At 41.6% G+C, this 25,246-nt stretch carries 23 protein-coding genes and 1 riboswitch; of the genes, 17 read left to right on the top strand and 6 right to left on the bottom strand.

The window, feature by feature from the left end:
* The first annotated feature begins 46 nt into the window (after nt 1-46).
* From F0226_RS02950 to F0226_RS02930, 5 genes are all read left to right on the top strand, one after another.
* Nucleotides 47-1,111 (top strand): porin, encoded by a 1,065-nt coding sequence (locus F0226_RS02950; protein ID WP_171734214.1) that lies wholly within the window; start codon nt 47-49, stop codon nt 1,109-1,111.
* A 293-nt stretch (nt 1,112-1,404) separates the two neighbouring features.
* The gene (locus tag F0226_RS02945) at nt 1,405-1,875 is read left to right on the top strand and encodes a MarR family transcriptional regulator (protein WP_171734213.1); all 471 of its coding nucleotides are present in this window, start codon (nt 1,405-1,407) and stop codon (nt 1,873-1,875) included.
* A 150-nt stretch (nt 1,876-2,025) separates the two neighbouring features.
* On the top strand, nt 2,026-2,658 hold the full coding sequence (locus tag F0226_RS02940; RefSeq protein ID WP_171734212.1) for a fumarylacetoacetate hydrolase family protein: 633 nt from the start codon (nt 2,026-2,028) through the stop codon (nt 2,656-2,658).
* A 150-nt stretch (nt 2,659-2,808) separates the two neighbouring features.
* A complete protein-coding gene (locus tag F0226_RS02935; RefSeq protein ID WP_171734211.1) occupies nt 2,809-3,441 on the top strand; it encodes a LysE family translocator in 633 nt (210 codons plus the stop codon).
* Nucleotides 3,442-3,656: 215 nt separating this feature from the next.
* Complete coding sequence (locus F0226_RS02930) at nt 3,657-4,073, top strand: GNAT family N-acetyltransferase (protein WP_171734210.1); 417 nt, start codon at nt 3,657-3,659, stop codon at nt 4,071-4,073.
* 71 nt (nt 4,074-4,144) lie between these two features.
* Here F0226_RS02930 and F0226_RS02925 read toward each other — a convergent pair whose 3' ends face one another.
* On the bottom strand, nt 4,145-5,887 hold the full coding sequence (locus F0226_RS02925) for a phospho-sugar mutase (RefSeq protein ID WP_171734209.1): 1,743 nt from the start codon (nt 5,885-5,887) through the stop codon (nt 4,145-4,147).
* 701 nt (nt 5,888-6,588) lie between these two features.
* On the opposite strand from F0226_RS02925, the gene coxB reads away from it, so the two are divergent.
* From coxB to F0226_RS02905, 4 genes are all read left to right on the top strand, one after another.
* On the top strand, nt 6,589-7,719 hold the full coding sequence (gene coxB, locus F0226_RS02920) for a cytochrome c oxidase subunit II (RefSeq protein ID WP_171734321.1): 1,131 nt from the start codon (nt 6,589-6,591) through the stop codon (nt 7,717-7,719).
* Nucleotides 7,716-9,377 (top strand): cytochrome c oxidase subunit I, encoded by a 1,662-nt coding sequence (gene ctaD, locus F0226_RS02915; protein ID WP_171734208.1) that lies wholly within the window; start codon nt 7,716-7,718, stop codon nt 9,375-9,377. The genes coxB and ctaD overlap by 4 nt, the downstream gene beginning before the upstream one ends.
* A gap of 7 nt (nt 9,378-9,384) precedes the next feature.
* The gene (locus F0226_RS02910) at nt 9,385-10,086 is read left to right on the top strand and encodes a cytochrome c oxidase assembly protein (RefSeq protein WP_171734207.1); all 702 of its coding nucleotides are present in this window, start codon (nt 9,385-9,387) and stop codon (nt 10,084-10,086) included.
* Between the two features lie 79 nt (nt 10,087-10,165).
* Nucleotides 10,166-11,050 carry a cytochrome c oxidase subunit 3 gene (locus F0226_RS02905; protein WP_171734206.1) on the top strand — a complete coding sequence of 295 codons (885 nt, stop codon included), beginning with the start codon at nt 10,166-10,168 and terminating at the stop codon, nt 11,048-11,050.
* Between the two features lie 37 nt (nt 11,051-11,087).
* Here F0226_RS02905 and F0226_RS02900 read toward each other — a convergent pair whose 3' ends face one another.
* Nucleotides 11,088-11,309, bottom strand: coding sequence for a DUF2909 domain-containing protein (locus tag F0226_RS02900; RefSeq protein WP_171734205.1), 222 nt, complete (start codon nt 11,307-11,309; stop codon nt 11,088-11,090).
* A 30-nt stretch (nt 11,310-11,339) separates the two neighbouring features.
* Between F0226_RS02900 and F0226_RS02895 the strand changes: the two genes are divergently transcribed.
* The 4 genes from F0226_RS02895 to cyoE all read left to right on the top strand — a co-directional run bounded on the left by F0226_RS02895 (nt 11,340) and on the right by cyoE (nt 15,020).
* Nucleotides 11,340-12,185 carry an SURF1 family protein gene (locus tag F0226_RS02895; RefSeq protein WP_253820740.1) on the top strand — a complete coding sequence of 282 codons (846 nt, stop codon included), beginning with the start codon at nt 11,340-11,342 and terminating at the stop codon, nt 12,183-12,185.
* A 78-nt stretch (nt 12,186-12,263) separates the two neighbouring features.
* Entirely contained in the window at nt 12,264-12,812 is a 549-nt protein-coding gene (locus F0226_RS02890) for a hypothetical protein (RefSeq protein WP_171734203.1), read from the top strand.
* Between the two features lie 101 nt (nt 12,813-12,913).
* Complete coding sequence (locus tag F0226_RS02885; RefSeq protein ID WP_171734202.1) at nt 12,914-14,017, top strand: COX15/CtaA family protein; 1,104 nt, start codon at nt 12,914-12,916, stop codon at nt 14,015-14,017.
* Nucleotides 14,007-15,020 carry a heme o synthase gene (gene cyoE, locus F0226_RS02880; protein WP_253820739.1) on the top strand — a complete coding sequence of 338 codons (1,014 nt, stop codon included), beginning with the start codon at nt 14,007-14,009 and terminating at the stop codon, nt 15,018-15,020. Before F0226_RS02885 ends, cyoE begins: the two co-directional genes overlap by 11 nt.
* A 93-nt stretch (nt 15,021-15,113) precedes the next feature.
* On the opposite strand, the gene gbpA is transcribed toward cyoE, so the two are convergent.
* Nucleotides 15,114-16,577 (bottom strand): N-acetylglucosamine-binding protein GbpA, encoded by a 1,464-nt coding sequence (gene gbpA / locus F0226_RS02875; RefSeq protein WP_171734201.1) that lies wholly within the window; start codon nt 16,575-16,577, stop codon nt 15,114-15,116.
* A 278-nt stretch (nt 16,578-16,855) separates the two neighbouring features.
* Nucleotides 16,856-16,921, bottom strand: a riboswitch (cyclic di-GMP riboswitch).
* A 321-nt stretch (nt 16,922-17,242) separates the two neighbouring features.
* Between gbpA and F0226_RS02870 the strand changes: the two genes are divergently transcribed.
* From F0226_RS02870 to F0226_RS02855, 4 genes are all read left to right on the top strand, one after another.
* Nucleotides 17,243-17,596 carry a helix-turn-helix transcriptional regulator gene (locus tag F0226_RS02870; protein ID WP_171734200.1) on the top strand — a complete coding sequence of 118 codons (354 nt, stop codon included), beginning with the start codon at nt 17,243-17,245 and terminating at the stop codon, nt 17,594-17,596.
* Between the two features lie 196 nt (nt 17,597-17,792).
* The gene (gene aroG, locus F0226_RS02865) at nt 17,793-18,848 is read left to right on the top strand and encodes a 3-deoxy-7-phosphoheptulonate synthase AroG (protein ID WP_171734199.1); all 1,056 of its coding nucleotides are present in this window, start codon (nt 17,793-17,795) and stop codon (nt 18,846-18,848) included.
* Between the two features lie 231 nt (nt 18,849-19,079).
* Entirely contained in the window at nt 19,080-20,054 is a 975-nt protein-coding gene (locus F0226_RS02860; RefSeq protein WP_171734198.1) for a DHH family phosphoesterase, read from the top strand.
* 138 nt (nt 20,055-20,192) lie between these two features.
* Nucleotides 20,193-20,600 (top strand): hypothetical protein, encoded by a 408-nt coding sequence (locus tag F0226_RS02855; protein WP_216606535.1) that lies wholly within the window; start codon nt 20,193-20,195, stop codon nt 20,598-20,600.
* Between the two features lie 148 nt (nt 20,601-20,748).
* Here F0226_RS02855 and F0226_RS02850 read toward each other — a convergent pair whose 3' ends face one another.
* Genes F0226_RS02850 through F0226_RS02840 form a run of 3 tightly spaced genes read right to left on the bottom strand, consistent with a single transcriptional unit; the run spans nt 20,749 to nt 25,011 of the window.
* Entirely contained in the window at nt 20,749-22,236 is a 1,488-nt protein-coding gene (locus tag F0226_RS02850; protein WP_171734197.1) for a phosphomannomutase CpsG, read from the bottom strand.
* Nucleotides 22,233-23,828: a mannose-1-phosphate guanylyltransferase/mannose-6-phosphate isomerase gene (locus F0226_RS02845; protein ID WP_171734196.1), complete on the bottom strand. Its 1,596-nt coding sequence runs from the start codon at nt 23,826-23,828 to the stop codon at nt 22,233-22,235. The genes F0226_RS02850 and F0226_RS02845 overlap by 4 nt, the downstream gene beginning before the upstream one ends.
* Before the next feature lie 55 nt (nt 23,829-23,883).
* A complete protein-coding gene (locus F0226_RS02840; protein ID WP_171734195.1) occupies nt 23,884-25,011 on the bottom strand; it encodes a mechanosensitive ion channel family protein in 1,128 nt (375 codons plus the stop codon).
* Between the last annotated feature and the right edge of the window lie 235 nt (nt 25,012-25,246).

Genomic DNA, 25,246 nt, shown 5'->3' with positions numbered 1-25,246 from the left:
AGTTGTGAGTGATTAAATAACCTTTAAGTTACAGATGGATATGACGATGAATAAGAAACTTTTAGCGGTAGCAATTTCTAGCGCTGCTTTTGCTTCACAAGCTGTTGCGATTGAACTTTATAACGAAGACGGTACGACCTTTTCTGTAGGTGGTCACGTTTCAGTTGCTGTGGGTGATGTTAATAGCAGTGATCGTCAAGGTGACGACGATATTGGTATTGAATCAGTTTCTCCACGTATTAACTTCAATGTAACTCATGAGCTAGGCAATGGCTTTACTGCTGATGCAAAAGGTGAGTGGGCATTGAACTACTTAGATGGCGGCGAAAATGCATTCACTACTCGTCTTGGCTACCTTGGTTTAACGCATGACGATTTCGGTCGTGCTGTTGCTGGTACACAGTGGGCTCCTTATTACAGCGTTTCTGGCGTTGCAGATATGCCAATCGCTTTTGCTAATGACTTTATTTATGACGATCACGGTAACTTAGGTACTGGTCGTGGTGAAGAAATGCTGAGCTACGGCAACAGTGTAGATTTTGGTGAAGCAGGTACTCTAAACTTAGGGGTTGCTTGGCAAGGTCGTAAAGTGGATGAAGTTGATTACACAAGTACTGTAAGCTTCAAAAATGAATACGGAAACCGTGCTCAAATTGCATTGAACTACGCAATTGCTGATGTTACTGCAAACTATGCATTCAATACCGGTGATGTAAACTTTGGCAGCGTTGGTTCTAAAACAGCTGAATCTCATGTACTAAGTGCAACATACGGCTCTTACGGTAAAGAAGGTATTTACCTAGCGGGTGTTTACGCAATGAATGAGTACATGAACTCAAGCTCAGGCATCGCTCTTGAAGAAACAACAGCCGTTGAACTGCTAGCTTCTTACGCTTTCTCAAACAGCATTAATGTAAGTGTTAACTATGAAGCGGTTGAAGATGACAAAGAAAGCGCTACGGTTTACAGCACTTCAGCTCTACAAGCTGAATACAACTTTACTTCTAACTTCGTAGGTTTTGCTGGTTATGAGTTTGACCTCCAAGGTTCAGGCACATACAAAGATAAAGCAGACGATAAGTGGTTGATTGGTGCTCGTTACTACCTATAAGTAGTACGCATATAATTGATTAATTTGGTTATTATGTCTGGCTGCGATTATTGGTTTTATCGCGGACTAGAATGAATGTTACACGCCTTATTCAAAGCTCACTTAATTTAAGTGAGCTTTTTTGTTTGGTTGAATAGGGCAATCAGGCAAATGGTAATATTCATCCAATCCAATCCAATCCAATCCAATCCAATCCAATCCAATCTCTATAGCATGGTGCTTTGACATTAATGACTTGGAGCATGAGATATAATTGAGTATATTGTGCGCAACTTAATTTAAGGGACGTATTCATGACATCTTGCCATACCAATAATTTATCCTCCCTAAGCGGCAATGAACAAGATCTGATTAAGCTTGAGAATCAAGTTTGCTTTCCTTTATACAGCGCTGCTAATGCTGTTATCCGCGCCTATCGCCCGCTGTTAGATGCGTTAGACCTGACTTACTCGCAGTATTTAGTCATGATGGTGCTTTGGCAAAATAATGGTATCAATGTAAAAGAATTAGGCGCAAAACTTAATCTAGATTCTGGCACTCTCACCCCGCTGTTAAAACGATTGGAAACAAAAGGCATTGTTTTGCGTAAAAGAGGCGAACATGACGAACGAGTCCGAGAGCTTTTTTTAACAGAGCAAGGTGAAGCGCTTAAACTGCAAGCCGTCAATGTACCGAAAGCGATGCGCTGCAAGATTCAATTGGATGTTGAAGAACTTGTGGAACTCAAGCGTTTATGTGAAAAGCTAATGAAGACAATCGACTAGCTTTTGAATTTGAAGCCAAATTCCAAAGGTTTTGTTACCGCAAGATTGAGCTAAGGATCAGGTTTTTGATAATTGACTCGATTAACTCGAAGATCAGTGGAATATGATCAGTTAAAATATCTGCTCTCAAATTTAGGTCAAGGAAAGGTAATGAGCTCAGTTAACAAGGATAGTGACATGATGATTTCTAAAGTAACCGCCGCGCCCAGTAAAATATTATGCGTGGGTAGAAATTATGCAGATCATATTCAAGAGCTCAACAATGCCACACCTGAGCATATGGTGGTTTTCCATAAGCCGAGTACTAGCACAACGACGACATTGTCTTCTTTTCATGAAGAGACGTTACATTATGAAGCGGAGATTTGCTTCATAGTGGAAAATGGTACTTTCACTTCAGTAGGCTTAGGGCTAGATCTCACCAAGAGAGAGCAGCAATCTTATCTTAAAAGCAAAGGGCTTCCATGGGAGCGAGCAAAGTCATTTGATGGCTCTGCGGTGTTTAGTCGCTTTGTTCCGTTAACTGATGTTGATATTAATGATCTTAACTTAGAGTTATTCATTAATTGTGTTCGAGTCCAGAAGGGTCACGTGAACCAGATGCTCTACTCACCTCAAACCATCTTAGATGAATTAAAATCTTACCTTACTCTGTTAGATGGTGATGTGGTTATGACCGGCACGCCAAAAGGTGTAGGTGAAGTACATTATGGTGATGTGTTTTTAGGGCGACTTATGTGCGGTGACAAAACACTAATTGAAATTGAGTGGCTTGCTCGTTGATGCATATCGTTTGATTTGTTTTTATGCTGATAAATCGTTATAACCTAGTTGTATTAACGTTAAAATTTAAATTATTTGTATTATATACCTAGTTAGTTGTTATTCGTTGATATAAAATCCGCCACCGGATTTTTATAAAAACAATAACGAATGATCGATTTAACTATTTTACCCGTCTACTTAACGGCTGTTGTAGCGCTTCTTCTTCTTCCTGGCCCTGATATGTTGCTGATTGCGAGCTCAAGTATGAGTTATGGTCGCAAAGTTGGCGTGTTTGCCAGTTTAGGTAATGCTACGTCCGGTATTATTTTAACCGTACTAGCCGCTATGGGCGTGTCGGCCTTAATTGCAATGAGCCCAATAGCATTAAAAGTATTACACCTACTTGGTGGTGCTTACTTACTTAAAATGGGTTGGGATTGCCTAAAAGCAGAGCAAGACGAAGCGCCTGAACTGAACAATAATTCTGCAGTTGCTAAAACCTATTACCAGCGCGCTTTAGTGAGCAACTTACTTAACCCTAAAGCGCTTGTCTTCTTTGTGATGTTTTTACCTCAGTTTGTGTCGACTAACATCACCGCAAGTTCTGGCGAGCAAATGCTTGTACTAGGGCTATTACTGAATATCTTAGGCTTATCATTTAATTTTTTATTAGTGGCGCTTGTAGGCAGTGTCGGCAAGTCTCTACTTGAGAATGCGAAATTTAGAATGTATCAACAGAAAGTGATGGGTGGCGTATTCATTATCTTAGCTGTTTGGATGCTAAAATCATTCGTTGCTTAGATGCTTAGATGCTTAGATGCTTAGATGCTTAGATGCTTAGATGCTTAGATGCTTAGATGCTTAGATGCTTAGATGCTTAGTTGTCTAGCTAATTAGTTTCTTTTGTCAGTATGATCGAAGACAGTAATGAACAGAATTAACCAGCTTCGGCTGGTTTTTTTATCTTTAAAATGTACGATAGAGCTTAACGATAAACTTACTTTTTAGAGAGTTATATGGATATTGAAGTCGTTAGCCATCCATCAAAGCAAGATACTGATAGCGTTCTTGATGGAATAAAAGAATACAATGCCCCGCACTTCCCTGATCAAGATTTGATCCCTCTTTCTGTTTTTGTTCGAGACTCACAGAACAATGTAATCGCAGGGTTAAATGCCGAACTATTCACTACCTCGCTGATGATTAATCACCTTTGGGTATCTTCAGACCTAAGAGGAAATGATGTTGGTACAAAGCTTATCGCTAAAGTGGAGTCAGAGGCGCTTGTGAGAGGGGTTACCGATATTTACTTAGATACTTATAGTTTCCAAGCTCTCGGTTTTTATCAAAAGTTAGGTTTTAAAGTGGTCGGCGAGTTCAGTGATTACCCTATTAAAGGGGTCAACAAACACTTCTTACAAAAATCGCTTTAGTAAAAAAATGGACGTATTTCTACGTCCATTTTTGTTTTTCCGCTAGGTGTTTAACGTTTACTTCTCAGTAGTTACTGGTTTAGCTCTTGCTGATGCTGTTCAATAAGCTGCGCCATTTGTTCCTCTGCTCGTAGTAAAGCTTCAGGGTAATTTTCATTCCCCTCAAATTCAGTGACAAGTTCGTAATAAACTTTGAGCTTAGGTTCGGTACCTGATGGGCGAACAATGATTCGAGAGCCATCTTCCATGTGATAAATCAGCACATCACTGGCAGGTAGGTGGATGGCTTCGGTTTTCCCAATGCTACCTTTTCCACCAATAGTAAAGCGAAGTGAAGATTGAAGATCTTCAATGACAGATATTCTCACGCCAGCAATCTGCTTTGGTGGAGTACTTCTTAACTTCGCACCGATAGATGGTGAATTTGGGTCTAGTTGAATACTGCGTTGAGCATTCACATGTACGCCATGTTCAAAGGATATTTGAGCAAGTACATCCCATACCGTTTTGCCATTTTGTTTCAATTGCTCAACAAGTTGAGAGAACACAACCAGTGTTGAGAGCCCATCTTTGTCCCTTACTTGTGTGCCAATGGTGTAGCCAAGTGCTTCTTCATAGGCAAAAAGGAATTCATTTTCATCGTCTTCTAATTGCATTCCCACATTCGCTAACCATTTAAAGCCAGTGAGTGTTTGGAAGTAGGTTGCACCATGAGATTTTGCCACTTTAGCAAGCAAAGTAGACGATACAATGCTGTTACCGACCAGTTGTTGTTTTGTATGTGATGACTGTTTGGTATGAGGCAACGAAAGCAAGTAGTTGGCAAGCAGTACTCCAATTTGATCGCCAGTCAGCATTTTGTAGGTTGCATCGTGTTGTCTTGCGGCAACCGCAAACCTATCGGCATCAGGATCGTTTGCACAAGCAATCGCAGCATCGACACTTTCTGCTAATTCTAGAACGAGATCCATGGCCCCATCTTCTTCAGGGTTAGGGAAGTTAACCGTTGGGAATAAACCATCGGGTTCACGCTGTTCGGCAACACTGAAGACTTTGTGGAAACCATTGTCATGCAATAAATCTTCCGCCATTTGTGCTCCAACGCCGTGCATGGCGGTGTAAGCAACGGCAATGGATTTCTCTGAAGTATCATCTTCAATGAACGGGCTTTGGTTAACGCTGGTACGGTAGGTTTGATAGTAATCTTCAGTAAGCCAAACGAGTTGTTCTCTTTGCTCAGCATCACTTAATGACATCAGTGGAATTGGTCTTGTTGCGGCGATTGCAATTTCAGCAGCGATACCTGAATCATGAGGCGGGATTATTTGAGCCCCATTTTCCCAGTACACTTTAAAGCCATTATATTCAGGAGGATTATGGCTTGCGGTGACTACTACTGCCGCAGCGGCATTCAGGTGCTTTATACCAAATGCCACAACAGGCGTTGCGGCAACATCATGGGTGAGAAAAACTTTAATGCCTAAAGCAGTAAGTACCGAAGCCGTATCTATGGCAAATTGCTTTGAGTCGGTTCTGCCATCATAGCCAACCACTACTCCGCGAGAAGCAGCCTTGCTGATATTGTCGATCAGATAGTGACCCAATCCAGCGGCGGTTTCTTGAATCACTAAGCGATTCATTCGGTTTGGACCACAACCCACTTTTCCTCTTAACCCAGCCGTTCCAAATTCCAATCTTTGCCCGAAACGATCTTCAAGTTCGCTGTATTCTTTTTCATCAATAAGATATTGAAGCTCTTCACGAGTTCTAGGATCTGGGTCTCGCGCTAACCAGTTCGTCAATTTTCCCATCATAAATAAAACCTTTGCTGTTGATAGAGTAAATATAAATGATATTCATTATCAATTAAGTGAAGGCAATCGTAAAACTTAAGTTGTTAGGAAAATCAATTATCAATGAAGACGGCTATCAATCAATGTGTGTTCATTGAATGCAGTTATTAACAAACGGCATTCTAAGCGCTGCTGATATGTTGAATTTGATGATGCGGCTTCACAGCCAAACTCTGTAAAAAAGAGCTCTAAAGCCGCTAAAGCACCGCAGACCTTATTAATTGATTTTCCAAATAACCCATGCCTCATTTTTTATTTGTTTCCCTTTTTAAAAACTCTGCTCCTGAGGGCGCCAATTTGTTAGAAAGACGACTTTATCACTGAGTATTTGCAAATTAGCATCTTGAATAATTCATGTTCTGTAACTAGCCTTTTACATAAATATAACAAAAAATAGCCAGTTCGCTGATTTAACGTCTATATCCTCATCTTTTCTGTCGTATTGATGAGGCTTAATTTGCATCATTAATATGTTTAACACTTAGCTTAAGATTCTTTAATTGTGAAGAAGCGTTCGAGTGAGTGGTTGAAATAGGCATGACGCATTAGGTGATAGAAAGACAATAGGCACATGTGAACGATGGTTTCAGGGCGTAAATGTCTTGTGGGATGGATAAAGGAGATACCTTTTGAAGAGATCACGAACCACTCTTGTACTGTTAATGGAACTAGCGGTAGTTTTGTTTGGGTCATCAGCCTTGAGGGCTGAATCAGACTACAACATGACTCAGGGTGTTACGGAAATCAGCGGTAAGGTCTATGACCTTCACATGTTGATTTTCTACATTTGCTGTGCAATTGCGCTAATCGTGTTTGGCGTGATGTTTTATTCCATTATTCACCATCGAAAGTCGAAGGGTGCGGTCGCTGCCCATTTCCATGAAAGCACCAAAGTTGAAATTATCTGGACGATTATTCCCATTCTTATTCTTATCGCGATGGCGATACCCGCAACCAAAACATTGATTGCGATGGAAGATACCTCCCAATCCGACTTAACCATTAAAATCACAGGTTCCCAGTGGAAGTGGCATTACAGCTACTTTGGGGAAGATGTTGAATTTTTTAGTTTATTAGCAACGAGTGATAAACAAATTGAAGGTATTGAAGAAAAAGGCGCACATTATTTACTAGAAGTGGATAAGCCCTTAGTCCTTCCTATTAATCGAAAAGTCCGCTTCTTGATGACGTCTGATGACGTAATACATTCATGGTGGGTGCCTGCTTTTGCTGTTAAAAAAGACACTGTCCCGGGGTTTATTAATGAGGCATGGACCAAAATTGATGAGCCTGGTGTATATAGAGGGCAGTGTGCAGAGCTTTGTGGGCGAGCACATGGATTCATGCCGATTGTCGTGCAGGCCATGGAAGAAGACGATTTTGATGCATGGCTTGTTAAGCAAAAAGAAGAGGCTGCGATTGCTAAGCAACAAGCTCAAGAAGCATTAGGCTCGTCACTTTCTATGGAAGAACTATACGCCGAAGGTGAGACCATTTATAACGCGAGATGCGCGGTGTGCCATCAGGTCAATGGTGAAGGTATTACTGGTGCATTCCCTGCAATTAAAGGCAGTGCGATTGCACTAGGGGATTTATCTACACACTTAGACACTATTGTTTATGGTCGAACTGGAACGGCAATGCAGGCATTTGATGCCCAATTAAGCGAGAAAGAAATTGCTGCAGTCGTGACTTATCAAAGAAATGCATGGGGAAATGATACGGGAGATGTCGTTCAAGCTTCTGATGTAAATGCATTTAAGGCACAGAAAAATGCCAAGGAGGAGCAATGAAATCATCAGCAAACAAGCCCGTAAAGTCGGCTCCGATGAATAGCCATGAATTAAGTGGTGCAGGAGGCTTATCTCATGGTGCTGATTCTCATGATGCCGAGCCTCATGATGATCACGCCGCACCTAAAGGGTTAGCTCGCTGGCTCTATTCCACCAACCATAAAGATATAGGCACTCTCTACCTATGGTTTAGCTTCGCTATGTTTTTGACTGGCGGGGCAATGGCTATGGTGATTCGTGCTGAGTTGTTCCAGCCTGGTTTGCAGTTAGTTGAGCCTGACTTCTTTAATCAGATGACCACTGTCCACGGTTTGATCATGGTGTTTGGGGCTGTCATGCCAGCTTTCACTGGGCTTGCCAATTGGATGATTCCAATGATGATTGGCGCACCAGATATGGCGCTGCCACGAATGAATAACCTTAGTTTCTGGATTTTACCTTTTGCGTTTTTGATTCTAATTGGTTCACTGTTTACTGAGGGGGGAGGACCAAATTTCGGTTGGACGTTCTATGCACCACTTTCTACTACCTATGGTCCTGACAGCACTGCATTATTTGTGTTCTCCGTTCATATTATGGGGATCAGTTCGATAATGGGCGCAATCAACGTGATTGTGACTATTGTGAACATGCGAGCGCCTGGAATGACTTGGTTTAAGCTACCAATGTTTGTATGGACATGGTTAATCACGGCTTTCTTACTGATAGCGGTGATGCCTGTTCTCGCCGGCGCGGTGACCATGGTATTGACGGATAAATACTTCGGAACTAGCTTTTTTGATGCGGCTGGTGGGGGAGACCCTGTGATGTTCCAGCATATCTTCTGGTTCTTTGGACACCCTGAAGTGTACATCATGATACTGCCTTCCTTTGGCATTATCTCAGCCATTATTCCGGCATTCAGTGGTAAGCGATTGTTTGGTTATCATTCTATGGTTTACGCAACTTGTAGCATTGCTTTGCTGTCATTCTTAGTATGGGCGCACCATATGTTTACCACGGGAATGCCTGTCTTTGCTGAACTTTTCTTTATGTATTGCACCATGTTGATTGCGGTGCCTACCGGGGTGAAAGTATTCAATTGGGTGGCGACAATGTGGCGAGGTTCTCTGACCTTTGAAACCCCAATGCTGTTTGCGATTGCCTTTATCGTGCTATTCACTATTGGCGGCTTTTCGGGCTTGATGTTGGCGATTGTCCCAGCAGATTTTCAATACCATGACACTTACTTTGTGGTGGCTCATTTCCATTACGTGTTAGTGACAGGCGCGGTATTTTCTATCATGGCTGCGGCTTATTATTGGCTTCCGAAATGGACAGGTCATATGTATGACCAACGTTTGAGCTTGTGGCATTTTTGGACATCAGTGGTGTCGGTGAATGTTCTCTTTTTTCCTATGCACTTCCTTGGGCTAGCGGGTATGCCAAGACGTATTCCTGACTACGCTATTCAGTTTGCAGATGTGAACCAAATCGTATCAATAGGTGGTTTTGCTTTTGGTCTATCTCAACTGATCTTCTTATGGCTTGTGATTAAATGCGTAAAAGGTGGAGAGCCCGCTCCAAGTAAACCATGGGAAAGATCCGAAGGTTTAGAGTGGATAGTACCAAGCCCGGCTCCGCACCATACCTTTACTCACCCACCAAAGATTGACTGAGGTGAGTATGACAAACAACCCACGCGACACATCAGACAGTGATGCCAAGCAAGACAACCAAGGCAAGCAGGACGTTAAGCAAGGTATTAAACAGCCTGACCTGCATGCGAAAAGCATCCCCAATTCATCAAATAAGTTGGTGGGCTATTTAGTGCTGAGCGTCATTGGGATGTTTGGCTTTGGGTTTGCTTTAGTGCCTTTGTATGACGTGATGTGTGACGCCTTAGGTATCAACGGTAAGACAAATTCAGAGTCGGTGATACAGCCTCAAGGTATGCAGCCTGATTACTCGCGAAGTATCCGTGTTGAATTTATGTCTCATATAAATCCGGATATGCCTTGGGATTTTGTGCCAGAAAAAAGAACGTTAGATGTGCACCCAGGAGAAGTGATTCAAACTCAATACCTTGCTTTGAATCGTTCAAGTGAGCCTTTAGTTGGGCAAGCTGTTCCTTCTGTATCTCCAGGTGAAGGGGCTACTTACTTCAATAAAATTGAGTGTTTTTGCTTTAATCAACAAGCGTTAGCTGCATCTGAAAATACAGTGATGCCTCTGATCTTTTATATAGAGCCAGATATACCAGACTCTATCCACACGCTTACGCTTTCATACACTCTTTTTAATATAACCCATTCATTAAATGCTGAACCTGAGGTGGTAGAGGTTGCGAGTAATATGCGGTCTACCGATTCCTTAGTGGCTCATTGATAGCTAAAAAATGAGTAATCAAGTTAAAGAAGAGAACAACTAAATAGATAGAAGAACGATTTCAACAAGGAGTTGAGTGATGAGTTCTAAAAAAGATATTTATTTTGTACCCGCACAAAGTAGCTGGCCTCTGGTTGGTGCGGTTGCTTTATTCCTTGTGGCGGTTGGCGCTGGGCTAACTGTGCAGAATATGGGCGTAGAAGGCTCTGGCGGTGTCGTAGGTAAAATTGTTTTAACCGTAGGATTTTTGGTTCTGCTTTACATGTTAGCTGGGTGGTTTAGCAATGTAATTACAGAGTCATTAACGGGTTTGTATTCAGAACAAATTGCGCGTTCGTTCCGACAAGGCATGAGCTGGTTTATCTTCTCTGAAATTATGTTTTTTGGTGCATTTTTTGGGGCGCTTTTTTATGCAAGGATGTTGTCTGTCCCTTGGTTAGGTGGCGCTGATAACAATGTCATGACTCATGAAGTGTTGTGGCCAATGTTTGAGGCAATGTGGCCACTAACCAGTACTCCTAGTGGCGCTGAAACTCAAGCAATGCCTTGGCAGGGTATCCCACTTAAGAACACAATAATCCTTTTACTTTCCTCTATTACTCTGCACATGGCGCACATCAGCTTAGAAACAAACAAGCGTATGGCGTTAATTGTGTGGCTTGAAATTACCATCGTTCTAGCTGGCTTCTTTTTATTCTTTCAAGTTGAAGAGTATATGCACGCCTACCAAGAGATGGGGCTGACGCTGCAATCTGGTATCTACGGAAACACCTTCTTCTTACTGACTGGTTTTCATGGGCTTCACGTTTGTTTAGGGACGATTTTTCTTATTATTTTGCTGTTTAGGATTGCTAAAGACCACTTCACACCAAAAGATCATTTTGCATTTCAAGCGGGGAGTTGGTATTGGCATTTTGTGGATGTGGTATGGCTGTGTTTATTCGTTTTTGTTTATGTGTTGTAGCTGTTTCACCAAGGTGTTTTTTAATGATTATGTAGCACTAGTAGGGGCGAGGGTTCGGAGTAATCCACCCCATAGAAAGGGCAAGCAATAGCAGTAGAACGACGGCAGCAGACAACATGACTCGTCGCCCAAGGAAGTGACTGAGTGGCTTTTGAGGTTGCTCACCTTTAGCAATAATGAACAAAGCTTTGGCGAGATTGATGATGATAAAGAAAAGGAAAAACACTAAAGCAATTTTGAATATAAAGGAAACCGTCATAGCCACTCCTGATTCTAATAAAGGATGTTGATGAAGATAGAAAATAAGGCATGGAAGAGTAAAAAACTTTGGCTTGCTGCTGCGTTAACTGTGGTGTCTGTTTCTATATTGATCAAGTTAGGTTTTTGGCAACTCGGCAGGGGTGAACAAAAATCAACGTATGAATTAGCCCTTCTGGAACGTGAAAAGGTAAGTGCGATAGCCTTGTCTGATTTTATCGAGATGTCTGAATTAACAGAGAAACCATCTAGCCTGTTGGGTGAAGATGAGCTAACGCAGTCCAAACCATTGAAGCACTTTGAACAACTACAGGCATTGAACGGAACCAGAGTAAAGGTAGAGATTGAGGGTGGTACAGGAGATGTTTTCCTACTGGATAACCAAATACATGAAGGGCGAGTTGGGTACTTGGTTTTTATGATTGGTCAGCTTGGAGAGGTAGGAAGCGGGCAGTCAATTTTGTTGGATTTAGGTTTTGTTGAAGCGAGTCGAAATCGCATTGTGTTGCCTAATCTGAGCGACCTGTCAGTACCTAGCAACTTATCTGGTCGTTTGTATCTTAAATCCACAAACCCATTGAGTCATGAATTATCCGCTGAAAATACACTGCCAATTAGGGTTCAAAATTTAAATATTGCTGAACTAGAAGACTTATTTGAGGTGAACTTATTCCCTATGGTTTTACAACCTATTGGGCTTGAGAATTGGGATTATGAACCTGTTTGGGTACCGTTACCCATGAGCTCTTCGAAACACTTTGGTTATGCTGTGCAGTGGTTTGTAATGGCAGCAGTATTGGCGTCAATTATGTTGATGATCAGCTTTAGATTTTGGATAAAACAGCATCGAATAGACTCTGTAGAAAGTAGAAAGTAGAAAGTAGAAAGCAGGCGCTTCATATCAAATAGTTGCTTGTAGGGTAGCTCATCAAATGAAATATAGGTGGAGACAATCATGGAAAGATCACAGTTAAAAGGACGTGTTTTGTTAGTGAGCTTGATTTTGATATTTGCCTTGCCTGCCATTATCGCCAAGCTTGTTTTGTCTCAACAGTGGTATACCGCGGGCGTAACCAACTTTGGTGAGCTCATCGAGCCTAAAACGACATTAACCAATGTTGGGGTGGATATTTTACCGCTGCAAGAAGGGTGGTTACTTGCCTATGTGGTCCCCCAAAACTGTAACCGTGTTTGTGAGCAACAGGTGCATTTACTCGGGCAAAGTTATTTGGCATTAGGAAAGTATAAAGAAAGAGTTAAGCTAATTTTACTTATAGATAAAGGCAATAACGACACTCTAAAGGACATGGACTTATTCCGAGAAGTTCGCACCGATTTGACCAACAATGACCCCTTGTTGGCATCCTCTGTCGTGATTGTTGATCCATTAGGTCAGTTAGTGATGCGTTACCAAGGAGTATCTAACCAAGCTTTGCTGGTCAAACAGTCAAAAGGGATCTTGCACGATTTAAGAAAATTATTGAAGTTATCAAGAGTCGGTTAGGCTTTTGAATCGCTGAATCGCTGAATCGCTGAATCGCTGAATCGCTGAATCGTAAGAGCTTATGGTAACCGAGATATTGGGTCAAATGATAGGGAGAGGTCATGGTTAATGAGACACCTAAAAATCTAACCTTACTCGTAAAAGTGAGTTTGCTGTTAACGTTAACCGTTATTGTATTAGGCGCTTATACAAGGTTGTCTGATGCTGGGTTAGGTTGCCCCGATTGGCCAGGATGTTATGGCAGTATGATTGTTCCTTCTGACTCATCTTCTTTGTCTAAAGCTGCACAGCTATATCCTGGCAGCGCAATAGAATCGGACAAGGCTTGGTTAGAAATGATCCATAGATACTTCGCCGGCACTTTAGGCATTGTCATTTTCTGCATCACGGTTTGGTGCATGAAGATAAAAACTATTTCGCCGAAGTTACCACTGGCTATTTTATTTGTTGTTGTATTTCAAGCGGCGCTTGGCATGTGGACCGTGACATTGAAACTGATGCCATTGGTGGTTATGGCACATCTCTTAGGGGGTTTCACACTCTTTTCATTGCTCGCCATTCTGTTTTGTAAATTGAAAGGTTTACAACAACATATTGATCCACTTTATGTTGACCCTTCAGTCCGGTTTTGGGCTATCGCGAGCTTGAGTATCGTGATTCTTCAAATATTTTTAGGCGGATGGACCTCATCGAATTATGCGGCGTTAATGTGTACTAGTTTACCCATTTGCGAAGGTGATTGGATGGCGTACTTGGACTTTTCCAAGGCCTTTGACTTACTTCAATCAGGTCACGACAACTATGAATTTGGTGTGCTTGAATATCCAGCACGAATGACCATCCATGTTTCTCACAGAATTGGGGCTATCGCGACGACTTGCGTGGTTTTGGTGCTTGTATGGAAGCTCGCTCAGCAGCCTTGCAATATTCAGAATAGCTTAGCGAAAAGAGTAGGGACGTTATTATTACTTCAGGTAAGTCTAGGAATTGGCAATGTTGTTTTACAGCTTCCTATCTCTATTGCTGTGCTTCATAACCTGGTTGCTGCTTTATTACTCGTTTGCGTAGTAACCACAAACTTTTTACTTTGGCATCGACAAGATTATCAAACCCAAATAACAAACAATGTTGTACCAATTAGCGATGCAGCTCTTCACAAGTCGAGACATGCAGATTATGCAGAAGGAGTCGAGTATGACAAGTAAGACATCAACTATGAGAGCAATAAATGGAGCTTCTGATGCAGGTACTATGTCTGGGGGCGCGATATCTAGGGGGGCTGTAACCCGAAGTGCTATATCTCGAGGCGCAATAACTCGAGAAGAAAGTACCCATCAAACTCAAGAAAGCCATCATTGGAAAGCCTATTTAACGCTCACCAAACCGAAAGTCGTGGCTTTGATGCTGTTAACCGCATTAGTGGGGATGTGTCTTGCTGTACCTTCGGGGTTACCGTTAAAAGAAACCGTATTTGGGCTGATTGGTATTGGTTTGATGGCTGGAGCGGCCGCTGCGTTTAATCATCTTATTGACAGTAAAATTGATGCAAAAATGACTCGAACTCGTCGCAGACCATTACCATCTGGTGAGCTTAGCTCCTATAGCGTATTTGGCTTTGCGACTGTGATTGGTGTGGTTGGCTTTGCGATTTTATTTTTTGTGGTGAATGCACTGACAGCTTGGTTAACCTTTGCCAGTTTATTAGGATATGCGGTTGTTTATACTATGTATTTGAAGCGCGCAACCCCGCAAAATATTGTGATTGCCGGAATCGCAGGAGCTATGCCGCCGCTGCTCGGCTGGACAGCTGTCACTAATGAGCTTCATTCTCATGCATGGCTATTAGTGATGATCATCTTCATTTGGACCCCTCCGCATTTTTGGGCGCTTGCGATTCATCGACGTGATGAATATGCAAAGGTGAATATTCCAATGCTGCCAGTGACGCATGGTATCAGTTATACCAAAACGTCCATTTTCCTTTATACCCTTTTATTGAGTGTGGTGTGTTTACTGCCGGTTTTGGTAGGAATGAGTAGTTGGATTTACTTAACGGCGTCATTGGTTCTGAATGGTGGATTTATCTATCATGCTTGGTTACTTAAGTATCGAAGTGATAAGAGTACCGCGATGAAAACGTTTAAGTTTTCTATATATCATCTAATGTTGCTCTTTATTGCTTTGCTTGCAGATCATTACCTCTTGTAGTTTTCTTCTGTAAATCAATCGCTCAGGTAATAAAAAAGCGGAGACAAATCTCCGCTTTTTATGGGTTGATTATGTTTTTATAGGGTGACTATGTTAGTTCAGCTTATTCCAAGCCGATTGCCAATGTGACCCAACTCCTGGCTCATAATGAGTCGCAGAAGGTGACCATTGAACGCAGTATCCAGAGTATGGGAACTCTTTACATTGATAAACATTGCCATCACTGCTTAGTACTTTAGTACCTGCAGTGTAGGTTTCAATACCTTCTGGGAATACGAAATCATACTCACCTGTTGGTGGCGGGGTTTGTTCTTCGACTAGGTGGAAATCAAGAGTGTTTTGATCAACTAGATTACCTTGTGCATCTTTGGTCACAATAACAAGCATGTGGTGACCGGCTTCTGATTTTGATAACGTCAGCTGAACATCATCAACTTGACCATCTGCCAGTTCAGAAACGTGGGATGCCAGTGCTTCTCTATGGTGATTAAATACGGTTAGCTCAGCTTGAAGATCGCCAGTCGCCGCAAGTGTTAAGTCAATGTTTGTCGGACTATCGTCAATAATGTATTCAGCCTCAAGACCCGTAACAGCAAGATCGTAGTCAGGTTCTGGTGTCTCAATCTTGTATCCCACTTCAACACTATCAAACCCAGATCCTGCCTTTAAGTAAATAGGGTTTGTTCCGTAAACAGGCGTAAAGTCACCAGTATCATTGAGTTGACCGGATTTTATTTGCACTTGCTCTTTATTGATTTTCGTCGCGAGGGCGTGAGACCAGTTATTGGCTTTTCCTTGCTCTGCACTTTCAATCACCACTTCTGTGCTGTAAGAAGGGTTCTCTCCAGATTGATCAAATACACGCGTATAAACGCTGTCACCGATATTTAGATCCATCGTCGGGTTAACTTGACCGCCTTGCTCCCAATCAGGAATTACGGGACCGTCACCATTAAATTGCACGTCGATGACATTATAAAAAGACGCAGCGGTATCACCCACGTCCCATACAGCCAGAATGACTTGGTAGCCTTCGCGTTCAGGTACATTACACAGGTGATTTACGCGTTTAGGTGGTTGAACCATTCCGCCATCTACCACACAAAATGGAGTGAGATCGAATGAGCTACGTGCAAGAGGCAGGTTTGGGTTCCAGTTTGAGTTGGTAATGTAGTATTTCCAATCATGGGTAACGTGGTTAGCAGTGAACGTCCACTCGAAAAACTGAGAACCAGATTGAATTGGTCGTTTAACCCAGCGGTTTGCTGTTTGTTCATCTAAAGCGGCGGCAAGTGAGCTTTGTGCGCTGGCGATTTTTCCATCTTGAGGTCCAGTTTCAGGAAAGCCATCAGGTCCTTCTACACTTTGGGGTTCGTATTGAATGGCACCACAATGCGTATTTTTTTCATTGGTGTCACTGGCTGGGAATTTACACAGCGCCACTCGGCTTTCTGCCACACCTTTTTCATAGGCAGAGACGTATCCGTGTCCAAAACTCGCGCTACTCACACTAAAAAGTGAAAGGGCAATTAGGGTTTTATTTGGGAGTTTATTCATCATTTTTCCTTATAAATAGCTGACAAAAAAGATGACACTCTGGCATGGTTTGCACTTAACTGTGCTTAGAGGACGCAGTGATTTATCTGAGGCATACACCTGAAGATATGCAAACATTATTGGTTAATCATTCGTATGTGTTATGAATGAATCTAGACTGCATATCGTCATTGCTGAATATAGAGTTTAAAAATTCGGCAATGGTATAAGCATATAGTTAAAAAACAGAATGATAGAGAACCATATATACAATTAACCTTGGTATGCCTAACATCTGTAAAAGTAACATCGACAGACCGGTGGTTTTGCGTCCTACCTTTTCAGATAGTTTGCCAAAAGTGCGTTTGAGCAAGCGAAATGTAGCCAACAACATTTATAAATACGAAGTGAATGATTCAAATGTGGAATGTCAGTTCAAGTTTTTAATTTTCGGAGAAAATTAACTTGATAAATGAAAGGTCACGATTTTCATAACGTATTGATATAAATGAGTTAATGATAGAAATAAATATAAAAATGATATGTATGAACGGCGGTGCGATCATAAAACGTCACAATTATTATGCCGATAAAAACAAACCTCTGACTTCCATTAACCAAGCCCTGACATCCATTTGTATTAAAACAACGACAATTCATTCAACTGACTTATATAAGGATGAATCATGGAATTCACAGAACAAGATAGAGAAGCCCTCTACCAAACTTGGATGTCACAAAAATCGAAAATGCGTATTACACAAATGGAATTTTCTAAGCAACTCGGCATGAATCAACTTACTTTTTCTCGAATCCTTAGAGGAGAGAACCCTTTAACCATGCCATTCATTAGCCACTTTTGCCGTTTACTTCATTTAGAACCAAAACACGTTTTACCATCTTTAAAAGAGACAATGGGCCAAGCGCCAAAAATTGTTTATCTACAGAGTCGAATGAGCGTCGATGGGGTAATACAAAATGCTTATATTGAAGGGAATCAGGTGGTCGTTGAATACGCTCATACCGTGCAATCTGCTTAGAAAATAATCAGTGTAAATTAAGCTATACAAGGTGTTGTAAATATAAAACACAAAATAAATTGCCTTTATTTTTAAATAGTGATTGAAGTTAACGTTTTTACTAGATAAGTTACAGGGAACAAGAAGATTAATGCTGATAGAAGTTGTGTTTGAACACGCGAATTTAGCTCAAGGATAGAAAAGGAAGAAGTAAGCAATGTTCCAGACTGATGATGTAAGAATTAATAAAGTAAAAGAGTTATTACCTCCTGTTGCCGTTTTAGAAAAGTTTCCTGCAACAGAAACTGCTGCTTCGACTACATTTGAAAGCCGCAAAGCTATTCATAATATTTTAAAAGATAAAGACGATCGTCTACTTGTGATTGTTGGTCCTTGTTCTATTCATGACACGGAAGCAGCTATCGAATACGGTAAGCGTTTAAAAGTATTACGTGATGAACTGGGTGACCGCCTTGAAATTGTGATGCGTGTGTATTTTGAAAAGCCGCGCACTACCGTTGGTTGGAAGGGTTTGATCAATGACCCGTACATGGACGACACTTTTAAACTTAACGATGGTTTACGTTTTGGTCGTAAATTGTTGCTTGATTTGACTGATATGGGAATGCCGACAGCAAGTGAATTCCTTGATATGATCACTCCACAATATGTGGCGGATCTAATCAGTTGGGGTGCAATTGGTGCGCGTACAACTGAATCACAAGTTCACCGTGAGCTATCTTCAGGTCTTTCATGCCCTGTAGGCTTTAAAAATGGTACTGACGGCAATATTAAAATTGCGACAGATGCTATTCGTTCTGCTAGCGCTTCACACCACTTTTTATCGGTAACGAAATACGGTCACTCGGCGATTATCGAAACGGCAGGTAACCCTGATTGCCACATCATTTTACGTGGTGGTAAAGAGCCAAACTACAGCGCAGAGCACGTCGCTAAGATTAAAGATGAACTTGAAGCTTCAGGTTTACCGCAAAAAGTGATGATCGATTTCAGCCACGCAAACAGCTCTAAACAGTTTAAGCGTCAAATGAATGTATCTGATGACGTTAGTGCTCAAATTGCTGGCGGTGATAAAGCTGTCTTTGGTGTGATGATTGAGTCTCACCTAGTTGAAGGTCGTCAAGATCTGGTAGATGGTAAAGCCGCAACTTACGGTCAATCAATCACCGATGCGTGTATTGGTTGGGACGATACTGAAACGGTACTTCGTCAGCTTGCAGACGCAGTAGTTGAGCGCCGTAATAAAGCTTAACTTGCTATAGCTTATTCTAAGCAAAGTAAAAATTTAATAAAAACCTCATTGGCTTAAGTCAGTGAGGTTTTTTAGTTTTAAATGATATAAACGCGAAGATAACGGTATAGTTCTTTTCTTTGCAGTTATCATTCAATAGGTTAGCGTAAACGAAAGTACAGGTGAGTGAAAGGCTGTAAAGTTTCCTTCTTAACTCAAGCCGGATCGATAACGAAAGGAAAGATCAATCGAATGAATTATGACGTATTCAATGGCGATGCAGATGGCATTATCTCTTTAATTCAACTAAGGCTAGCGCAGCCAAAAGAAGCAAAACTGGTTACAGGGGTTAAGCGTAATGTTGAGCTTTTGACTAATGTCGATGCTTGCGAAGTGAAAACCTCAGCAGGTGATGAAGTGTTAGTCTTGGATGTTTCATTAGATAAGAATAGAGACACGCTGAATACGTTACTCGAATCAGGTGTGAAAGTGACCTACTTTGATCATCATAAATCTGGGGACATTCCTGGTCATCTTAATTTAACTTGTCATATCGATTTAGACCCAAATACTTGTACCGCATTGATAGTTAATAAGCAGCTTAAAGGTCAGTTTGTGTACTGGGCTATTGCGGGTGCGTACGGTGATAACCTTTTGTCTGTTGCTGACGAACTTGCTGAGCAATACCAGTTAAGCAAGACTCAACGAGAGCAATTAAAAGAGTTGGGCACTTTGATCAATTACAATGGATATGGAAGAGAAGTCTCCGATCTACATTTTGATCCTGCTGAACTGTATAAAAAGCTTCTGAAATATCGATCTCCATTTGATGTCATTGATGATCCAACCTCCCCATTTTATGTTTTACAAAAAGCTTACGCTGAAGATTGGTCTTTAGTAGAAAGCCTAATCCCGATAGCCCAAACTGATGTTGTTCGTGTATTTGAGCTACCTGATGTTGCAGCCTCTAGGCGGATAAGTGGGGTTTATGGCAACTATTTAGCCAATCAAAACCCTGATCGAGCCAGTGTGGTATTAACCTTAAATTCAAATCTTAGCTATACCGTTTCTTTGCGTGCTCCCTTAATTAATAAGCAAGGTGCGGTGAAGATCTGTGGTGAATTTAGAACGGGAGGAGGGCGTGAAGCGGCGGCTGGAATCAACCGATTAGAGAAACATGACATCGTCAATCTTATCCAAAAGACGCACGATTATTATTCTGGTTAGTGATTCATCAATTCATAACGGACTCTATTTGATAATTTTATTATAAAGTCTATCATTCCATAAAAACATTGACGGTGTACTGATGCAGTGATTTAATAGAACGGTGTTCAATATTGAATTAAGGTATTATCCATGAAAATGAAGACGACATTGGCAAGCCTAGCATTCGTCGCTGTGAGTGCGTTTACTACTCCTCAAGTAGAAGCGGCTCAGGGCTTTACTGCTGAACAGCTATGTAAAGCTGGTCTTGCGTTAGCCATCGATAAAAAACCACGTGGAATTAAAGTGACACCAGGCGCATCAAACCAAAGAATTCTTTTGGATGTGAAAGATGGCAGTAAAGACTGGGATTACCGTTGCGAAGTTAACCGTGGTAATAAAACCATCAAATTGAATGCGCGTGATATTAAACGCAATGATAAATACCTTGGTCAAGCGATTCGCTACAATGTTGCTGATGGCAAACGCAGCGTAAAAGTTACAATGAAAAAGCGCAAAGGTTCAGGTGTCATTGACGAAACGTTCAATTCGATGCAGCTAAAGTAATTTGAACAACGAATTGAATGATTCCATTTTACTTCGTTGATTTGGAAGCGATTCTTAGAATAAAACAAAGCCGAAGATGATTTCTACGGCTTTGTTGTTTGAGCGTTCAGGTGTTCAGATATTTAGGTCACTCAATCGGTTAATCCATTTATTTTAGTAAAGAAAGGACTTCATCGGTCTTCTTCGCAAGAAGTGCTTTGTCTCCTCTCGTTTCAACATTCAATCGAATAAGAGGCTCAGTGTTCGATTGCCTCAGGTTAAAGCGCCACTCCCCTAAATCAAGGCTTATGCCATCAGTATGGTCAATGCTCACAGATTCATGTCTATATCGTTCTAGAACTTTTTCAATAACCTGTTTAGGGTTATCAACTGTGCAATTTATTTCACCGGAAGACGGGAACGCATTGATACTAGGGGAGGTCAGCTCTGAAAGCGATTTTTGAGTTTTAGAGATAAGCTCGATGATGAGCAGCCATGGGATCATACCGGAATCGCAGTATCCGAAGTCTCTGAAATAGTGATGGGCACTCATTTCACCCCCATAAATTGCATTTTCTTCTCGCATTTTTTCTTTGATTAAAGCGTGACCTGCTTTCACTTGTAGAGACGTTCCACCGAACTTTTTAGCGACTTCGACGGTATTCCAGATGAGCCTAGCATCATGTAAGACGGTTGCATTAACTTCTTTTTTTAAGAAGGCTTCGATGAGTAAACCCACGATGTAATAGCCTTCAATATAGCGACCTTTATCGTCGAAGAAAAAGCAACGGTCAAAATCGCCATCCCAGGCTAGACCTAAGTCAGCAGAGTGTTTTATTACCGCTTGTTGGGTAACGACTTGGTTAGATTTGATGAGCGGGTTTGGTATGCCATTTGGGAAATGACCATCAGGTTCATAGTTGATTTTGATAAAAGTGACGGGTACGTTCAGCTCAACAAACTTTTCTTCTAGTGCGTTGAGCACATGACCCGCCACTCCATTACCCGGATTAACAACAATTCTTAATGGGCGAATGGTAGGAAGTTCTATATACGAAAGTAAGTGGCTAATATAGTCGCTTAAGAAGCTTATCGATTGAGGTTGTTGAGTGGCAGACGCACTATTTGTATCCATGTCCCTTAGATAACTAGGCTCAAGACTCAGGTTATTAACCAGATTTTTAATTGTATCTAACCCACTGTTTTTACTAATCGGAGAAGCGTTTTCAGCGACTAGTTTCATGCCATTATATTGAATTGGGTTATGGCTAGCAGTAACTTGTATCCCACCGAGTGCCTTTACATGACGGGTAGCGAAATACACCTCTTCAGTACCTGTTGTTCCAAGATCAATAACCTTGATACCCACCTCCATCAACCCTGATGTTAGCGCGTTTTGATACACCCAAGAGGTCTCTCTATTATCTCGGCCGATAACAACGACGTTGGATAATATTGAATCATTGACGCTCGTGGTTGCAGAACTATTTGGGTTCGAGACCGTACCTTTTTGAAGGTGTAAAGATGGATTTCTGGTTATGAGCCATTGGGCAAATGCTTTACCTATCAGGTACGCTAGCTCTTCAGATACCTGCTTACCTATGACGCCGCGAATATCATTATTCTTGAAACCGCTTAGATCGAATTTTTGCTTCATGATTGGGGTTTTGGCTTAAGGACGGGGTTAATTTTATACTGAGTATTCTGACGACCATAGTGATCTTGGTAACGGACAATGTCGTCTTCACTTAAATAGTGCCCCGTTTGTACTTCAATCATCTCTAATGGAATGATCCCAGGGTTTTCTAAGCTGTGAATATGACCAAGTGGTATATAAGTCGACTGATCTTCACCTACTAAATATGTCTCATCATTATTTGTGACTTTGGCTGTACCTGCAACAACAACCCAATGCTCGGCTCTGTGGTGATGCATCTGTAGTGAAAGTTTATGCCCCGCTTTCACTGTGATTCGTTTTACTTTGTCTCGTTTACCTAAATCAACCACATCATATTTCCCCCATGGACGGAAAACTTCTCGATGGTGTTTATGCTCTGTCCTATCTGACTGGTTGAGCTGCTCGACAATCGACTTCACACCCTGAACTTTATCTTTATCAGCGACTAAAATGGCATCTTTGGTTTCTACGATAATCAAGTTATTAACACCAACTGTCGCGACTAGTTTGTTCTCTGCATGAATGTAATTTTGCTGAGAGTCGACAGTCAGTACATCACCTTCAATAACATTGTTATTTGTGTCTTTATCGCTGACATCCCAAATGGCTGACCAAGATCCAATATCATTCCATCCTGCATTCATGGGAATCACGGCAGCATGCTGGGTTTTTTCCATCACAGCATAATCAATGGAGACGCTAGGGCTGAGTTCAAAGGCTTCGGAGTCTATACGTACAAAATCTAGATCACTGGTTCGTTTAGAAAAAGCCTGTTCACAAGCGCGAAGGATCTCTGGCTGATGTTTTCTTAACTCTTCTAAATATTGAGAGGCTTTAAACATGAACATGCCGCTGTTCCACAAGTACTCACCGCTGCTTAGGTAATTCTCAGCGGTTTTTTTATCGGGTTTCTCAACAAATTGATCGATTGCGAATGCTTGATTCGCCTGTGTTTCAGATGAGGCGGAGCGTTGGGAATCAGGAGTGCCTTGCAGAGCTTTCCCTTGCTTAATGTAGCCATAACCTGTTTCCGGGGTGCCTGGAGTGATACCAAACGTGACAAGCTTTCCGATATCGGCATAGTCCACACCGCTGCTGATTGCTCGCTGGAATGCCGCGACATCCGATATATGGTGATCTGCAGCAAGCACTAATAAGGTCGGCTCATTGTTGCTCAAATCATTTGGATTTTGGGTGGCTGATTTGGACTCTGCTGCAGTAGTTCCGATTTCTACTTTTGGCTGTGATTGATGGACTGCATAAAACGCTGCGAGCGCGATAGCTGGAGCCGTATTTCTGCCAAAAGGTTCTAATACAATATCAGAATGCTTAGCCCCAGCTGCACGTATTTGTTCCGCAGCAATAAAGCGATGCTCTTCATTACAAATGATTAAAGGGTCGTGGCATTTTAGGTTGAGAAAGTGTTTATCGAGACCGTCTAAACGAGCAATAGTTTGCTGGAGCATAGATTGCTCACCAGCGATCGTTAAAAACTGTTTAGGGTATAGCTCGCGGGATAAAGGCCACAGGCGACTCCCAGAGCCGCCTGCTAAAATGACAGGTAAAATCATAAAGTGGTATTACATGAATGAGATGATTACTTTCATTATGTTAACACGTTATGGCTTACCTCTGTGGATCTGCCTGTAAGTTTGAAAGTGAGCCAGATAGTTCTCCAGCCATGCCGATTTCTTGAGGCTCAAGCTTTAGAGTTTGAGTTGGGAAAGCAATATCCGCTTGGTGTTCATGGATAATAGCCAATACTTGCAAAAGCACATCTTGTTTCACTTCATGGTAGCGAATCCAGTTCACCGTTTTGGTAAAGGTATAGATAAAAAAGTTAAGGGAAGAAGGACCAAATTTATCAAAATTGACGATAAGGGTTTGCTTGGCATCTATGTCTGGATGTGTTTCAAGCATGGCTTTTACATCATTTACGATAAGCTGCATTTTATCTGCATCTTGGTAACGCAAGCCGATTGTTTCGTTGATTCTTCTGTTCAACATGCGTGATGGGTTCTCAACCACAATATTACTGAAAACTGAGTTAGGTACATACAATGGACGTTTATCGAAGGTACGAATGATCGTCATTCTCCAACCAATTCTCTCAACCGTACCTTCAATTTGTCTGTCCGGTGAGCGGATCCAATCGCCGACTTTGAACGGGCGGTCGAAGTAAATCATCATGCCGCCAAAGAAGTTAGATAGTAGATCTTTTGCGGCTAAACCGACAATTAAGCCACCCACACCACCGAAGGTAAGAAGACCAGATAAGCTTAAGCCGAAAGCCTGCATGATGGTTAAAGTACCGATAACCATAAAAAACAATCGGGCGACTTTGGCTATGGCTTGGACTGTCGTTTCATCTCGCTTCTTAGCAGCTAAAACGTACTCTTCGACATTGCTGATTAAACGTAAGGTGATCCATACAAAAATACTGATAACCACAATCAGTTTAACCGTGCTCAACCAATTTATCTTACTACCAAAATGGTCTTGTAATATGAACCCAAGGGAGACGGTTGCTGGCCAGCACCATATCAACGTGCTGACTGGCGTTTTTAGAGCGTCTAGTAGAAGGTCATCCCAATGAAAAGGGGTTTTTTCTGCCAGTGTGGCTAAGCGACCTTGTAAGATGCGCCATGCAATCCAAGCGATGAAACTGGCTACGGTAATAAACAAAACGCTAGTACCCCAATCATTGGGCTGAGCGGTGATGTAAGTTTGAAATTGAGTAATTAAGTCATTCATATAATGATGCCACTGGAGACGTTATTTGAAAGCTAGCAGATATCGAGCGGCTTCTCTAGCTTTATAAATCAATTGATTAGAAGGTTTAAAGATGGTTAGGGGAGAGTGAAGACAAGGTAGGCATAATTAAGTGAAATGAAAGCAACTCATTTCTAGTGAGCGACAAGGTAATAGGTTAATGAAGGTTCAGGTTGCTGTTTATATTAAGGAGGTTTGATTAATTTACACTAGTCTT

Origin of the sequence: Vibrio sp. 99-70-13A1 (assembly GCF_013114625.1) — a bacterium.
In the GTDB taxonomy this organism is placed as follows: domain Bacteria; phylum Pseudomonadota; class Gammaproteobacteria; order Enterobacterales; family Vibrionaceae; genus Vibrio.
The sequence above is the reverse complement of the archived record's forward strand: the minus strand, read 5'-3'. Positions and strand labels throughout refer to the sequence as shown.

Bases quoted from the DNA above. Each gene is read 5' to 3' on its own strand.
- coxB (WP_171734321.1), top strand. From the start codon at position 6,589: ATGGAACTAGCGGTAGTTTTGTTTGGGTCATCAGCCTTGAGGGCTGAA.
- F0226_RS02945 (WP_171734213.1), top strand. From the start codon at position 1,405: ATGACATCTTGCCATACCAATAATTTATCCTCCCTAAGCGGCAATGAA.
- F0226_RS02870 (WP_171734200.1), top strand. From the start codon at position 17,243: ATGGAATTCACAGAACAAGATAGAGAAGCCCTCTACCAAACTTGGATG.
- F0226_RS02950 (WP_171734214.1), top strand. From the start codon at position 47: ATGAATAAGAAACTTTTAGCGGTAGCAATTTCTAGCGCTGCTTTTGCT.
- aroG (WP_171734199.1), top strand. From the start codon at position 17,793: ATGTTCCAGACTGATGATGTAAGAATTAATAAAGTAAAAGAGTTATTA.
- F0226_RS02930 (WP_171734210.1), top strand. From the start codon at position 3,657: ATGGATATTGAAGTCGTTAGCCATCCATCAAAGCAAGATACTGATAGC.
- F0226_RS02840 (WP_171734195.1), bottom strand. From the start codon at position 25,011: ATGAATGACTTAATTACTCAATTTCAAACTTACATCACCGCTCAGCCC.
- gbpA (WP_171734201.1), bottom strand. From the start codon at position 16,577: ATGAATAAACTCCCAAATAAAACCCTAATTGCCCTTTCACTTTTTAGT.
- F0226_RS02905 (WP_171734206.1), top strand. From the start codon at position 10,166: ATGAGTTCTAAAAAAGATATTTATTTTGTACCCGCACAAAGTAGCTGG.
- F0226_RS02885 (WP_171734202.1), top strand. From the start codon at position 12,914: ATGGTTAATGAGACACCTAAAAATCTAACCTTACTCGTAAAAGTGAGT.
- F0226_RS02845 (WP_171734196.1), bottom strand. From the start codon at position 23,828: ATGATTTTACCTGTCATTTTAGCAGGCGGCTCTGGGAGTCGCCTGTGG.
- F0226_RS02850 (WP_171734197.1), bottom strand. From the start codon at position 22,236: ATGAAGCAAAAATTCGATCTAAGCGGTTTCAAGAATAATGATATTCGC.
- F0226_RS02940 (WP_171734212.1), top strand. From the start codon at position 2,026: ATGAGCTCAGTTAACAAGGATAGTGACATGATGATTTCTAAAGTAACC.
- F0226_RS02910 (WP_171734207.1), top strand. From the start codon at position 9,385: ATGACAAACAACCCACGCGACACATCAGACAGTGATGCCAAGCAAGAC.
- cyoE (WP_253820739.1), top strand. From the start codon at position 14,007: ATGACAAGTAAGACATCAACTATGAGAGCAATAAATGGAGCTTCTGAT.
- F0226_RS02900 (WP_171734205.1), bottom strand. From the start codon at position 11,309: ATGACGGTTTCCTTTATATTCAAAATTGCTTTAGTGTTTTTCCTTTTC.
- ctaD (WP_171734208.1), top strand. From the start codon at position 7,716: ATGAAATCATCAGCAAACAAGCCCGTAAAGTCGGCTCCGATGAATAGC.
- F0226_RS02895 (WP_253820740.1), top strand. From the start codon at position 11,340: ATGAAGATAGAAAATAAGGCATGGAAGAGTAAAAAACTTTGGCTTGCT.
- F0226_RS02890 (WP_171734203.1), top strand. From the start codon at position 12,264: ATGGAAAGATCACAGTTAAAAGGACGTGTTTTGTTAGTGAGCTTGATT.
- F0226_RS02855 (WP_216606535.1), top strand. From the start codon at position 20,193: ATGAAGACGACATTGGCAAGCCTAGCATTCGTCGCTGTGAGTGCGTTT.
- F0226_RS02860 (WP_171734198.1), top strand. From the start codon at position 19,080: ATGAATTATGACGTATTCAATGGCGATGCAGATGGCATTATCTCTTTA.
- F0226_RS02925 (WP_171734209.1), bottom strand. From the start codon at position 5,887: ATGATGGGAAAATTGACGAACTGGTTAGCGCGAGACCCAGATCCTAGA.
- F0226_RS02935 (WP_171734211.1), top strand. From the start codon at position 2,809: ATGATCGATTTAACTATTTTACCCGTCTACTTAACGGCTGTTGTAGCG.